The sequence below is a fragment of the Stenotrophomonas sp. GbtcB23 genome, from assembly GCF_019091045.1.
In the GTDB taxonomy this organism is placed as follows: domain Bacteria; phylum Pseudomonadota; class Gammaproteobacteria; order Xanthomonadales; family Xanthomonadaceae; genus Stenotrophomonas; species Stenotrophomonas rhizophila_A.
Map to the genome: position 1 here is coordinate 1 of NZ_JAGXKC010000024.1, position 12,719 is coordinate 12,719.

General features: G+C 68.7%; 14 protein-coding genes. 8 read left to right on the plus strand and 6 right to left on the minus strand.

Annotated features, from left to right (window positions below):
- The 8 genes from KVS69_RS11405 to KVS69_RS11440 all read left to right on the plus strand — a co-directional run.
- Positions 1-300: hypothetical protein (locus tag KVS69_RS11405; RefSeq protein WP_217538125.1), on the plus strand; the 300-nt coding region annotated here is incomplete at its 5' end.
- Positions 297-809: a DUF202 domain-containing protein gene (locus KVS69_RS11410; RefSeq protein WP_217538126.1), complete on the plus strand. Its 513-nt coding sequence runs from the start codon at positions 297-299 to the stop codon at positions 807-809. The genes KVS69_RS11405 and KVS69_RS11410, both read left to right, overlap by 4 nt.
- A 9-nt stretch (positions 810-818) precedes the next feature.
- Positions 819-1,742, plus strand: a complete 924-nt coding sequence (locus tag KVS69_RS11415) for a formylglycine-generating enzyme family protein (RefSeq protein WP_217538127.1) — start codon at positions 819-821, stop codon at positions 1,740-1,742.
- Between the two features lie 47 nt (positions 1,743-1,789).
- Positions 1,790-2,773, plus strand: coding sequence for a transporter (locus KVS69_RS11420; RefSeq protein ID WP_217538128.1), 984 nt, complete (start codon positions 1,790-1,792; stop codon positions 2,771-2,773).
- Positions 2,774-2,811: 38 nt separating this feature from the next.
- A complete protein-coding gene (locus KVS69_RS11425; RefSeq protein WP_217538129.1) occupies positions 2,812-3,630 on the plus strand; it encodes a DUF2092 domain-containing protein in 819 nt (272 codons plus the stop codon).
- A gap of 1 nt (position 3,631) precedes the next feature.
- Positions 3,632-4,153, plus strand: a complete 522-nt coding sequence (locus KVS69_RS21075) for a hypothetical protein (protein ID WP_254622147.1) — start codon at positions 3,632-3,634, stop codon at positions 4,151-4,153.
- A 118-nt stretch (positions 4,154-4,271) separates the two neighbouring features.
- Positions 4,272-4,823, plus strand: coding sequence for a DUF4136 domain-containing protein (locus KVS69_RS11435; protein ID WP_217538130.1), 552 nt, complete (start codon positions 4,272-4,274; stop codon positions 4,821-4,823).
- A 95-nt stretch (positions 4,824-4,918) separates the two neighbouring features.
- A complete protein-coding gene (locus KVS69_RS11440; RefSeq protein ID WP_217538131.1) occupies positions 4,919-7,183 on the plus strand; it encodes a patatin-like phospholipase family protein in 2,265 nt (754 codons plus the stop codon).
- Between the two features lie 24 nt (positions 7,184-7,207).
- On the opposite strand, the gene KVS69_RS11445 is transcribed toward KVS69_RS11440, so the two are convergent.
- The 6 genes from KVS69_RS11445 to KVS69_RS11470 form a co-directional block, all read right to left on the minus strand.
- Positions 7,208-7,387, minus strand: a complete 180-nt coding sequence (locus KVS69_RS11445) for a hypothetical protein (protein WP_217538132.1) — start codon at positions 7,385-7,387, stop codon at positions 7,208-7,210.
- The gene (locus tag KVS69_RS11450) at positions 7,384-7,551 is read right to left on the minus strand and encodes a hypothetical protein (RefSeq protein WP_217538133.1); all 168 of its coding nucleotides are present in this window, start codon (positions 7,549-7,551) and stop codon (positions 7,384-7,386) included. Before KVS69_RS11450 ends, KVS69_RS11445 begins: the two co-directional genes overlap by 4 nt.
- A 445-nt stretch (positions 7,552-7,996) precedes the next feature.
- Positions 7,997-8,794 (minus strand): DUF2092 domain-containing protein, encoded by a 798-nt coding sequence (locus KVS69_RS11455; RefSeq protein WP_217538134.1) that lies wholly within the window; start codon positions 8,792-8,794, stop codon positions 7,997-7,999.
- A 123-nt stretch (positions 8,795-8,917) separates the two neighbouring features.
- Positions 8,918-10,300 carry a DUF885 domain-containing protein gene (locus KVS69_RS11460; RefSeq protein WP_217538135.1) on the minus strand — a complete coding sequence of 461 codons (1,383 nt, stop codon included), beginning with the start codon at positions 10,298-10,300 and terminating at the stop codon, positions 8,918-8,920.
- The gene (locus KVS69_RS11465; protein ID WP_217538136.1) at positions 10,236-10,802 is read right to left on the minus strand and encodes a hypothetical protein; all 567 of its coding nucleotides are present in this window, start codon (positions 10,800-10,802) and stop codon (positions 10,236-10,238) included. Before KVS69_RS11465 ends, KVS69_RS11460 begins: the two co-directional genes overlap by 65 nt.
- A 58-nt stretch (positions 10,803-10,860) precedes the next feature.
- Positions 10,861-12,657 (minus strand): FAD-binding protein, encoded by a 1,797-nt coding sequence (locus KVS69_RS11470; RefSeq protein ID WP_217538137.1) that lies wholly within the window; start codon positions 12,655-12,657, stop codon positions 10,861-10,863.
- Positions 12,658-12,719 lie beyond the last annotated feature (62 nt).

Genomic DNA, 12,719 nt, shown 5'->3' on the forward strand with positions numbered 1-12,719 from the left:
GATGCGCGTTCGGGCAAACCGCCGTACGCATGGTTGATGGCACATAGCGCCGAACCTGAGCGTCGCGCGAAATGGCGCGAAGGCGTCACCGCAACGGCACGCATCCTGCTGCTCGGCGTGGTGATGGACGTGATCTACCAGGTCCGCGTGTTCGGCGGGTTCCGCTATCCCAATGAGGCGTTCGTGCTTGCGGTAGTACTGGGTTTCCTCCCGTACCTGGTGCTGCGCGGTCCCTTCGACCGGCTGGCCCGCTTCTGGATCCGTCGCCACCCGAACCACCGCAAGGACTCCACGCCATGACGGAAAAAGACCCTGCACGCGCGTTGTCGGAACGCGCCATCTCCCTGGAGCAGGCGCGGCAGACGCTGGGCGGCACCGATGCCGCCTCGCTGGAGCTGTCCTCGCGGCGCACCGGCATGTCGTTCCAGCGGACGCGGATGAGCGCCGACCGCACGCTGATGTCGATCATCCGCACCGCGCTGTCGCTGATCGGATTCGGCTTCACCATCTACCAGTTCTTCGGCCACATGCTGGACGTGCCGGGCACCACGCTTCGCCCGCATGCGCCACGCAACTTCGGCGTGGCCCTGGTCGCGCTGGGCATGGTCATGCTGACCCTGGGCATCGTCTACCACCTGCGCTACATGAAGGAGCTGCGCAGCGAGCGTGCCCTGATGATGGGCGAAGGCCTGATCCACGGCGAAAGCCACTACCCGATATCGCTGACCCTGATCACCGCAGGCCTGCTCTGGCTGCTTGGCCTGCTGGCGATCGTGAGCATGACCTTCAATGTTGCGCCATTCGGCTGAGGGGAAGAGATGAGTGTCGTGGCCGATACCATGATCGAGATCGACGGCGGGGTCTTCCTGATGGGCTCCAACGACCATTACCCGGAAGAGCGCCCCGCGCACAAGGTGCGGGTGGCGCCTTTCCGGATCGACCGCTATCCGGTCACCAACCGCGAGTTCTCGCGCTTCGTCAGCGCCACCGGTTATGTGACCGCTGCCGAGCGGCCGGCCGATCCGCGCGATTACCCGGGTGCGGATCCGGCGCTGCTGGTGCCCTCGTCGGTGGTGTTCGTGCAGCCCTCCGGCCCGGTGGACATGTCCAATACCCACAACTGGTGGCACTACGTTTCAGGCGCCAACTGGCGCCATCCGCGCGGACCCTTCACCCAACTGGACGGCCTGGATGACCACCCGGTGGTCCATGTGACCTTCGCCGATGCGCAGGCGTACGCGAAATGGATCGGCAAGGACCTGCCCACGGAGGCGGAGTGGGAGTACGCCGCACGTGGCGGACAAGAGCCCAGCGAGTTCGCCTGGGGCGACAGCCTCACCGTGCGCGGCCGGCACCAGGCCAACACCTGGCAGGGCGAGTTCCCGTGGCTGAACCTGGAAGAAGACGGGCACCGCTGGACCTCGCCGGTGGGCAGCTATCCGCCCAATGGCTACGGGCTGTACGACATGATCGGCAACGTGTGGGAGTGGACCAGCGACTGGTACCAGCAGCATGACCGGCTGCAGAGCAAAGCCTGCTGCGCGATTGACAACCCGCGCGGCGGCGAGCGCCAGCGCAGCCACGACCCGGCCGACCGCAGCAGCATCCCGCGGCGGGTGATGAAGGGCGGCTCGCACCTGTGCGCGCCCAACTACTGCCGCCGCTACCGGCCCGCCGCGCGGATGGCCCAGCCGATCGACACCTCGACCTGCCACGTCGGCTTCCGCTGCGTGGAACGCTGATGCGCCGCCACCGCGCCCACCGTCCACAACCGCATGAGGTGACTGCCATGACCTGCCCATCCGCTTCGCATTATCGTCGCAGCTGCGTGGCCACTGCCGTGCTGCTGGGCACGCTGGCGCTGGTGGCCGCGCTGCCGGCGCACGCTGTCGAAGGCGGCCTGGGGCGCTCCATCACCGGTATGCAGATCACCTCGTACGTGGGCGTCATTCCGCCCGAGCCGGGAATGCAGTGGTCATTGAGCTACGTGCACTATGACGGCAGGATCGGCGGCAGCCGACCGGCACCCATCGCCGGGCAGGTTTCGCTGGGCCTGGAAGCCGATGTCAGCCTGACCGCGGCCACCGGGGTGTACGTGTGGCCGACCAAGGCCGGCAGGTGGAACTTCGCCACGATGCTGACCGTGCCCTACATCGATGCCGATGTGACCGCCGGCCTGCAGGGCCCGCTCGGCAACCAGGTGCGCGTGCAGGACAGTGCGTCCAACCTGTTCGACGTGTATTTCGCACCGGTGATTGCCGGTTTCCATATCGACCAGGTACAGCACGTCTCGTTTGGCCTGTACGTGTACGCACCCACGGCGAAGTACACCCCGGGCAAGCTGGCCAACCCCGGGCTCAATGTCTGGACCGTGTCGCCGGCGGTGGGGTACACCCACCTGTTCCAGAAGGGCACGCTGGAGTTCAGCGTGCTCGGCGGCATGGACTGGTACAGCCGCAACGACGACACCGATTACAAGAACGGCCTGGTACTGCGCACCGATGCACTGCTGGTCAAGCGCACGCCCAGCGGCTGGGGCTTCGGCGCGGCGGCGGGCTGGCTGCAGCAGGTCCAGGACGACGACGGCGACCTGGCCGACCGGCTCAACGGGTTCAAGGGCCGCGCGTTCGGCGCCGGACCGGTGCTGACCTATGGGAAGAAGTGGCCGGGGGGCGAGCACGTGGATGTGTCGTTCCGGTACCTCAGTGAATTCAGCGTGCGCAACCGCTTCGAGGGCGATCCCTGGAGCGTGTCGATCAGCGCCGGCTTCTAAGCTGTGCGCCCCGTCCTTTTCGCCTCCGGAGACATGCCATGGCCACCGCCGCACTATGTTTCGCCCGTACCGCCTGCCTGCTGCTCGGCGGCCTGGCCGGGGGCGCGTTGCCGCTCGCGGCCGCCCCGGCGCGCACGCCGCCGGCCAGCACCGACGGCGACGAGCGCGACCCCGAAGCGCTCGCCGCGCTGGACCGCATGGGCGCCGCACTGCGTGCGCTCAAGCAGTTCTCTCTGACCTCCGATGCCAGCACCGAAGTGGTGCTGGAGGATGGGCAGAAGATCGAACTGGACGGCGTGGTGACCTACAAGGTGAAGGCGCCGAACCAGTTGTTCCTGGAGCTGCGCAGCGACCGCCAGCTACGCCAGCTGTTCTACGACGGCAACGCGCTGACGGTGTATTCGCCGCGCTTGAACTACTACGCGCAGGTGGACGGCGTGGGGGCCACGCTCGGTGAGCTGGTGGACCAGGCGGCCGACCGCTACGGCATCGAAATGCCGCTGGCCGACATGTTCCTGTGGGGTACCGACAAGGCGCCCAAGACCGCGATCCGCGCGGCCCTGCACGTGGGAGGCGGCACGCTGGATGGCGAACCCATCGAGCAGTACGCCTTCAAGCAGGACGCCGTGGACTGGCAGGTGTGGATCTCCAAGGCCACCTCGCTGCCGAAGAAGCTGATCATCAATTCACTGGATGACCCGGCCCAGCCGCAGTATCGCGCGCGGTTGGCGTGGGATACCCGCACGCCGGTACCCGCGACCGCCTTCCAGTTCGCACCGCCGGCCGACGCCGCGCGGATCAAGCTGGTGCCGCTCGAGGTCGCCGCAGTGGTTCCCGATGCCGGCCAGGAGAACTGAAATGCTTTCCTTCCCAAAGACCCAGCGCACCATGCTCACCGGCGCGGCCAGCCTGATGGTGCTGCTTGCCATCGGCATCGGCCCGGCCAATGCACAGCACGGCCACCGCGGCGGCGGCGGTGCTGCGCGAGCCGGCGCCCACGCCAACATCAACCGGCCGGTGCAGCGGCCGCAGGGCGGCGGTGCGCATCGCGACGTCAATCGCAATGTGAACCGCGACGTGAACCGGAACGTCAACCGGAACGTCAACCGCGACGTGCATGTGGACGTGGATTACCACGACGACCACTGGAACCACTGGGATGACCATCCGGTCGCCACGGCCGCCGCCGTGACCGCCGCCGTGACCGCCGGCGTGGCGCTGACCTCGGCGGTGATCGGCTCGATCGTCTACTCGGTGCCGCCAAGCTGCGTGACCACCGTCATCAACGGCATGGCCTACCAGCAGTGCGGCAACACCTGGTACGAGCCGCGCTACAGCGGCACCACCGTGCAGTACGTGGTGATCAATCCTCCGCGTTGACCCTGCCGGTTGCAGCAACCGGTAGTTTTTCTGGCTGGCCTGCGTAGTTATGCGGATGACCACGCAGGCAGGAGGGGGCTAGGCTGGAAGCCAGTTCACAGCCCCGGAGTGTCGTGTGATGAAAGCCTTTGCGATCGCGGTCCTGGCCACCTCGCTGGTGGCCTGCGCCAGTACGCCCACCGTGCACACCGACTTCGACCCGGGGGCGAACTTCGCTTCCTTCCGGACCTACAGCTGGGCGATGAAGCCGCAGGGCGCCTCGCCGCTGGTCACCCAGCGCATCGTCGACGGCATCGACGCGCGCCTGGCGGCCCGCGGCTGGACCCAGTCCGCCAACGGCGACGTGGCCCTGGCCGCGCATATCGTGACCAGCCAGCGGCAGACCCTGGACACGTTCTACACCGGCAGCAACATGGGCGGTTGGGGCTGGCGTGGCGGCGGCTGGGGCGGCGGCATGGGCATGGGCAGCGCCACCACCACGGTACGCACCTACGACGTGGGCACGCTGGTGGTGGACATGTTCGATGCGCGCAGCAAGCAGGCGGTATGGCGCGGCACGGCCAGCGGCACGGTGCCCAGCACCCCGGAGCGCACCAACGCCGCGGTGGAAGCCGGCCTGGACAAGCTGTTTGCCGGGTTCCCGCCGGGCGGTGCAGCGGCGACCAAATGATGCGCTGACACCCTTCGACGTTTCACCGCGCGGCGCCGCACCGGGGCCCATCCCTCCCACCGGTCCGGCGCCGCGCACTTCCATCGAGGTGCCTCTTGGCGATTCCCACGCCTGCGGGCATGCGCCTGCTGCTGGCCTGCCTGCTGGCGCCGGGTGCATCGCTTGCCGCCGGGCCGGCCACGACGCTGGACGGCACGCAGTGCGGTCACCGCGACAGTGGCGACCCGCGTCCCCGCATCGGCGTGGCGCTGGGCGGTGGCGGTGCACGCGGTATCGCCCATGTGCGCATCCTGCGTCAGCTCGAGGCGCTGCATATTCCGGTGGACTGCATTGCCGGCACCAGCGCCGGCGCGCTGGTCGGTGCGCTGTACGCCTCCGGCAAGACGCCGGCGCAGATCGAGCAGGTGGTGCTGGATACGCAGTGGATGGCGATGTTCAGTGACACCCTGCCGCGCCGTGAGCGGTCGCTGCAGCGCAAGGCCGACGACTACCAACAGCTGGCGCCGATCGGCATCGGCCTGGGCGGGCAGGGCAAACGGGTGCAGATCTCCGGCGGCGTGTCGCAGGGAGAACGTCTGATCGCGTTGTTCGAGACTGCCACCGGCGGCAGCCGGGTCACCGGTGATTTCGACGACCTGTCCATCCCGTTCCGTGCGATCGCTACCGACCTCAACACCGGCGAGGCGGTGGTCCTGGACCACGGCAGCCTGCCGATGGCGATGCGCGCGAGCATGTCATTGCCTGGCATCTTCCGGCCCATCACCATCGACGGGCGCGTGCTGCTTGATGGCGGCGTGTCCAACCAGGTGCCCATCGACGTGGTGCGGGCGATGGGCGCCGACCGGGTGATCGCGGTGGATGTGGGCACGCCGCTCAGCGCGCTCGACCGTGACGCCAGCCTGGTGGACGTGATCGGGCAGCTCAGTGGATTTCTGACCACGCGCAATGCCCAGCGCCAGCTCGACACGCTCGGCCCGCAGGATCTGTTGATCACACCCCAGCTTACCGGCAAGGTCGCTACCGGCGATTTCGACAAGGCGCCCGAAGCGCTGGCGATCGGTCAACAGGCCGCGGACCAGGCGGCCCCGGCGCTGCGTGCCTTCTCGCAACCGGCGCCGGTCTACCAGCGCTGGTACGCCACCCGCGAAACGCGCGCCGCGCCGTCGGCTCCGGCACCGATCGCCTATATCGAGGTCCGCAACCACACCGGCTATGCCGATGAACTGCTGTTGTCCTACCTGCCGGTGGAGATCGGCAAGCCGCTGGACAGCAAGGCCATGCAGGAAGGCGTGCTGCGTGCGTACGGCATGGATACCCTGGCCAGCATCAGCTACGAGCAGGACCGCCGCGACGACGGCCAGGTCGGGGTGGTGATCACCGCGTATGAGAAGCCCAACGGCCCGATCTACCTGGAGGCCGGCTGGACCCTGAGCAACGACCTGGATGGCAACCACGAAAGCAACCTGCGCGCCGGCCTGCTGTTCGCGCCGCTGTCGCCGTATGGCGCCGAGGCGAGGGTGACCCTGCAGGTGGGCAGCGAACCGGCGATACGCGGGAGCTATTACCATCCCTTCGACGTGGGCAACCGCTACGCGTTCGAAGCCCTGGGCGGCTATGAAACGCGCAGCTTCAACGTGTTCGACGACGCGGGCAACAAGACCTCGCGCTACCGGGTCAGCCGCACCGGTGCGGGCGTGGACCTGGTGCGCAACGTGTCCAACGTGCTGTCGATACGCGCCGGCATCGAGCGATACACCGGCAGCGCGCGCATGGACATCGGCTCGCCCCGGGTGCCACGCACCGATTTCGACGACGGTGGGCTGACCGCCAGCCTCACCTACGACAACATCGACAGCCTGTACTTCCCGCGCGACGGCTTCCTGGTCAACCTGGGCACCTACCAGTCGCGTGAGGCCCTCGGTGCCGATACCCGCTTCGGCCAGATCGACCTGGATGCGGTGGGCGCGTTTCCGTTCGGACGCAGCGCGGTGCAGCTGGGCCTGCGCTACCACGTGACCTCCTCGGGCACCGCACCGGTACAGAGCATCTACCGGTTGGGCGGGCGCTGGCGGCTGGCCGGGTTCCAGCACAACCAGCTGACCGGCCAGGACTATGCGCTGGGATTTGCCGGCTACACCTATGAACTGGGCAAGGTGCTGGGCCGGTCCGCGCAGGTCGGTGGCACGGTGGAGTATGGCAATGCCTGGCAGCGCCGTTCGGACATGTCGATCAGCGATGGGATCTGGAACGGCAGCCTGTTCCTGGGCTTCGATTCGTGGATCGGGCCGCTGATCTTCGGCCTGGGCATGCGCGAAGGCGGCGACCGGGTGGTGTTCATCGAGTTGGGGCAATCGCTGTAGCGCATCCCGGTAGCGCCGAAGGCGTTACAGCACCTGCGACAGGATTACGGCCAATGCGCCGATCCAGCACACCAGCACGAACCAGGCCAGCACTGCGTTGGCGGTGATGCCGCGCTTGCGCACCAGCAGGCTCACCACCAACGCGGCCACCAGCGGCACCAGGAACAGGGCCAGGAACCAGATCCAGGAGTGCTGCAGCGTCATCGTGGCGCGTCCACCACGACGTACTGCACGGTGGTGCCCACGTAGCGCGGCTGGTACCAGCCATTGCTGCACTGCTGGTAGCCGATGCCGTCCACGACCACGGTGCTGCAGTCGACCGGCAGCGAATACACCACCGAGCCTATCGCAGCAGCGGTCAGCGCCACTCCGGCGGTGACGGCGGCGGCATCCCAGAACGGGTGGTCCCAGTACGGCGGGGGCGGCGGCGGAGGAGGCGGATAAGGGCCGGGCCCGGGGTGTGGACCGGGTCCAGGATGGGGGCCGGGACCAGGCCCAGGTCCAGGCCCAGGCCCAGGGCCGGGATGCGGTCCAGGACCCGGGCCAGGGTGGGGGCCAGGTCCCGGGTGTGGGCCCGGTCCCGGTCCCGGCGCTGGACCCGGATGCGGGCCGGGCCCGGGATGCGGCGCGAAACCTCCGTGGCCGCCGCCGGCAAACCCGCCGCCGAACCCGCCGTGGCTGGCGATGGATGGATGCGCGAAGCCGCGCAGCCCGGGGCGGGCCTGTGCGTCGGCGCTGGCCAGCAGGCCGGCAGTGGTGGTGCAGACCAGCGCAGCAAGCAGCGCGGTGCGCAGCGAAGTCGTGGCAGCCATGTCAGAGCCCTCCCTTGTCGTCGGCATCGCCGGCCTGTGCCACCGGGACGAACGCGATCCGTGTGGCGCCGTCGGGATGGAACACCAGCTCGTTGGCGGACACGGCACGGCGGGTGTCCCACTTCAGCGTGGCCTGGTAGTCGGGCAGCGCGGGATCGGCGTGGCTGGTGATCAGCAGTTGACGCGGCAGGTGGGAGGCATCGGAAATCCAGACCTGCCAGTCCACCCCGGGTTGGCGGAATGCGTAATGGCGGGTCGCTTCGCCGTCCACGCGTTCACTGCCCACGAACAGCGCCGACTCGATCACGTCGGTCGGAAAGCCCGGCGTTCCCCACAGGAACAGGTCCGCCAGCGGGAACTCCACGCCCAGCCGCGTTGCCGAATCGCTGAGCAGCGCCTGGCTGCTGCGGTCCAGGTGCTCCACCGTGGCGTAGTACTTCTGGCGTGGCGAATGAATGGTCAGCGTGTGACCGTCGTAGAACAGCTGGCGATGCTGGTGGTCGCTGCGGATTTCGACGAAGAAGCGGTCCGGGCCGAGCACCTTGTAGTCCACCGTGCCGGCCAGCGCGAGCTTCTGCCCATCGTCGAGCACGTAGTCGGTACGGGTGGTGGCGGACAGCGTGAATTGGGGCAGGGCGCGCAACGCCTTGCCCATGCGGGTCAGTGCGGCCACCGCCTCGGGGTCGACGCTGGCGGATGCGGCCGCGCGCGGCGCAGGTGGCGCGCCGCTGGCCGACTGCCAGGGCAGCGGCGCGGCGAACAGCAGCGCAAGCAGCGGGCACGCAAGGGAATGACGCATGGTGCTCTCCTGTAGGGCGGTACCGGCCACGTGGCCATGCCCTCACTCTGCGCACCCGTACCGGGGCGGACAAGCGGAGTTACACCGAGGCGGCCTAGGTATTTCTACGCAGCCGCGCCCCGCTCATGGAGCGCGCCGGGGATCTCCACCGCCGCTGGCGACCCATGCATCCACTGCCTGCTCCACCACGGTCATCGGCAGCGCGCCGTTGCCCAGCACCAGGTCGTGGAAGGCGCGGATGTCGAACCGATCGCCCAGCTGCTTCTGCGCCTTGGCGCGCAGCGCCAGCAGGCGCAGCTGGCCCATCTTGTAGGACGAGGCCTGGCCGGGCTGCACCAGATAGCGGTTCACTTCGATGCGCACGTCCGAGGCCTTCATGCCGGTCTTCTGCTGCATGTAGGCGATGGCCTGTTCGGGGGTCCAGCGCTTGCGGTGCAGGCCGGTATCGAGCACCAGCCGCACCGAGCGGAACATCTCGGCCTGCAGGCGGCCGATGTCGCCGGCCGGATCGTCCTTGTATACGCCGGCCTCGGCCACCAGCTGCTCGGCGTACAACGCCCAGCCTTCGGAGAAGGCGCTGGGGTTGAGGCTGCGGCGCAGCAACGGCAGGTCGGTCAGGGTCTGGCCGATCGAAATCTGGAAGTGATGCCCCGGCGCCCCTTCGTGGTAGGTGAGGGTGGGAATGCTCCAGCGCGTGTTGGACTCGATGTCGCCCAGGTTGATGTAGAACGTGCCGGGCCGCGAGCCGTCCATCGCCGGGGGATAGTAGTAGCCGCCCGGGGAGGTGGCCTGCATGTGCGCGGGTACCGGCAGCACCACCAGCTTCTGTGGCGGCAGGTGGCCGAAGTAGGTGGGCAGCAGCGGATCCAGGTCGCGCAGCCGCTGTTCGATGTCGCCAAGCAGCTCCTTGCGACCGGCGTCGCTGTCGGCGTAGCGGTAGCGTGGGTCAGTGCGCATCTGCGTGATGCGTTCGGCCACGCTGCCCTCGCGCAGCCCGAGTTCGCGCAGGCGCGTATCCATGCTCTTTTCCAGGCGGGCCACTTCGTCCAGCCCGATCTGGTGGATGGCATCGGCGCCCAGGTCGGTGCTGGTGTACCAGCGCAGCGCGGCGTCGTAGTACGCATCGCCGTGCGGCAAGGCCCACATGCCCTTGTTGCCGGGGTGCGTGGCCTGCAGTGCCTGCACGCGGTCGAGCAGGCGCTGGTAGCCGGGATTGACCGAATCGCGCACCGCCACCGTGGCCTGCTCGATCAGTGCCGCGCGCTCGGCAGCGGGAACGGCGGGCAGCGCGTCCAGCTTGCGCCGAAGCGAGGCCACCCAAAGGCTGTCCTTCGGCGCGGGTGCCAGCAGGGTGCGGAACTGGTTCGCGGCGCCGGTCAAGGCCACCTCCGGCGGCACCACGCCCTGCGCGGCCTGCAGGTCCAGGTTGGCGCGCACCTGGTCAAGTTTGGTGCCCATCGCGCTCAGGCGCGCGATGTAGGTGCGTGCGCTGCGGACGTCGGTCACGGCATGCTGGTTGTCGAAGAACTGCGGCAGGTTCACCGGCAGGCTGAAACAACTGGTCCACCGCGTAGGTGCTGCCGCCGACCGGCAGCCAGGCGGCCGACCACGGCACCGCCATCAGGTCGATCTGCGCCTGGTAGAACCAGCGTGCCAGCCCATCGCTGAGCTGTTGCTGCGGATCCAGCGGCGCGCCCTTCCAGGCTTTTATCGCCGCCAGGTTGTCGGCCAGCAGGCGTCGGTTGACCTCACGCTGGGCCAGCGAGACGTCGGTGAGCCGGTCGGAGGTGTCGTCGGCGCCATCGCCGCTGATCCCAAGCAGGGTTTTCAGTTCGGGATCGGCATTGATCGCGGCCATGGTCTGCGCATCGAGCAGTGCATTGAAGCTCTGCGCGTGCGGCACACCTGCAGTAGCGGGTGCAGCCTGTGCGGCGGCGGTGACCGGCAACAGCGCGGTGGCGATGGAGAGGCAGAGCAGGGCGGGGACGGCGAGCGTGAATGACGGCACGGGGCGGACTCCTGCAGCGGGCGGGTGCTCCGCAGCCTAAGCCAGTGCGGGCGCCGCGTCAGCTGCGCCGTTCGAAGCCATCGGCGCTCCAGTCCTCGCTGCCCACGCCGTGATGGATCACGAACAGGCCGTCCGGGTCATAGCGCCGCTTGGCCGCCAGCAGGCGAGGGTAATGCGGGCCCCAGAACGACTGCTGCCAGTCGCGCTGGAAGAAGTCGCACTCGGACACATAGGTCGGTGCACGCGGCAGCACCGCGCGCAGGGCGGCGTAGGAGCGCCCGACCCGCGCTGCCCCTTCGCGGGCTTTGGCCTCATCCACCGTTCCGCCACTGCCCGCGTACACCGGGCCACCGGCATTCCCGATCAGCGCCAGCGCGAAGGCATCCAGCACCGCCGGATGGGTCGCAGTGTCGCGGCTGGCGGCAAGGGCGTCGGCCGGGGCGCCAAACAGCCCCTTGTTGCAGTGCAGTTCGACCGGCATGTGCGCGGCCGCGGTGCAGATCGCCGCTGCCGCCGCATCGCGCTGCGCATCGCCGAGCAGCGCCGAGGGCATCCACGCCGACGCATAGCCATGCAGGTACCAGCCCACCTGGCCCTGGTCGCCCTTCCAGAGCATGTGGGCAGGCGCGGCGCCCGGGCGGGTGTCCTCGGCGATCAGCGTCGGGGCATGCGTGCGGAAGAAGTTCGCGTCCCACATGTGCTGGGCGGGCAACGCCAACGCCTGCAGGGGATCGATGACGGTGTATTGCGGGCGCGCGGCCACCCACGCTTCAAACGGGGCCCACATCGCGGCGGCCTGTTCCTGGCTCAGCCCCTGGAACACCATCGACGCCCCGAACGTGCGATGGCTGTCGAAGCGCAGCTGTTCGCCCCATTGCGGCGTGCACAGGGCATCGCGGTAGAAGCGCAGTACTTCGGCGGCCAGCGCCTGGAAGCTGTCGTCGCTGTCGGCCCGCACCTTCATCGACACCCCGCCAAACGTGGCGGGCAGTACATGGGTGCGCAGGGTGATCCGGGTCACCACGCCAAAGCTGCCGGCGCAGCCGCCCTTCAGTGCCCAGAACAGCTCGGGATCCTGGGTCGCGTTGACCACTTGCACGCGGCCGTCGGCGGTGACCACTTCGGCTTCCAGCAGGTTGGCGGCAGCGGTGCCGAAGCCCTTGGAGAAGCTGCCGAAGCCGCCGCCGGTGACCAGTCCGGTCACGCCCACCGAGGTGCAGCCACCGCCCTGGACGTAGCGGCCGCCGCGCGTGGTGACCGCATCGTAGGCATCGATCCACATCGCCCCGGCGCCAAGGCTGACCGCCGGTTGCGCGGCGGTACCGGCGGGCGCGCCCTGCGCGACGAAGGCATCGTGCAGTTCCACCGCGTTCATGGCGCGCGTCCAGACCAGCAGCGAATCCGGCGCGCAGGAGGTGCCGTGGTAGCTGTGCCCACCGCCCTTGACTACCAGCCGCAGCCGGTGCCGCCGCGCGAAGTCGACCGCCGCCGCCACATCGGCGCTGTTGGCGGCGGCTACCACCCGCGCGCTGGGCCGCGACAGCCAGGCCCCGTGGTAGCCACTGGTTTGGGTCAACGCAGGCTGGTCGCCGATGAAGAACGGGTTCTGGATCTGCGCCAGTGCCTCGGCGCGGGTGGCGGCATCGCCGAGGAAGGGCGACACCGGGATCGACAGCCGTCCACCGACGGCGTTGGAGAGCTGGTCCCATTCGCTGCCAGAGGGCCACCCGGCGGTACCGGGACGGACACGGGCGAGTGCATTCCGTGACCCGGTTGAATTGCCTGCGGCCGCTTTTTGAACCAGCGGGAGCAAGGGCAGGGCAAGGCCGGCTTTCAGGCAGTCACGACGTTTCATGGCAGTCACAGGCAAGGGGTGATGAACCCAGCATGTGCCCGTCAACCCTTGCTGTCATTGGC

Bases quoted from the DNA above. Each gene is read 5' to 3' on its own strand.
- KVS69_RS11410 (WP_217538126.1), top strand. From the start codon at position 297: ATGACGGAAAAAGACCCTGCACGCGCGTTGTCGGAACGCGCCATCTCC.
- KVS69_RS11420 (WP_217538128.1), top strand. From the start codon at position 1,790: ATGACCTGCCCATCCGCTTCGCATTATCGTCGCAGCTGCGTGGCCACT.
- KVS69_RS11425 (WP_217538129.1), top strand. From the start codon at position 2,812: ATGGCCACCGCCGCACTATGTTTCGCCCGTACCGCCTGCCTGCTGCTC.
- KVS69_RS11445 (WP_217538132.1), bottom strand. From the start codon at position 7,387: ATGACGCTGCAGCACTCCTGGATCTGGTTCCTGGCCCTGTTCCTGGTG.
- KVS69_RS21075 (WP_254622147.1), top strand. From the start codon at position 3,632: ATGCTTTCCTTCCCAAAGACCCAGCGCACCATGCTCACCGGCGCGGCC.
- KVS69_RS11470 (WP_217538137.1), bottom strand. From the start codon at position 12,657: ATGAAACGTCGTGACTGCCTGAAAGCCGGCCTTGCCCTGCCCTTGCTC.
- KVS69_RS11415 (WP_217538127.1), top strand. From the start codon at position 819: ATGAGTGTCGTGGCCGATACCATGATCGAGATCGACGGCGGGGTCTTC.
- KVS69_RS11435 (WP_217538130.1), top strand. From the start codon at position 4,272: ATGAAAGCCTTTGCGATCGCGGTCCTGGCCACCTCGCTGGTGGCCTGC.
- KVS69_RS11455 (WP_217538134.1), bottom strand. From the start codon at position 8,794: ATGCGTCATTCCCTTGCGTGCCCGCTGCTTGCGCTGCTGTTCGCCGCG.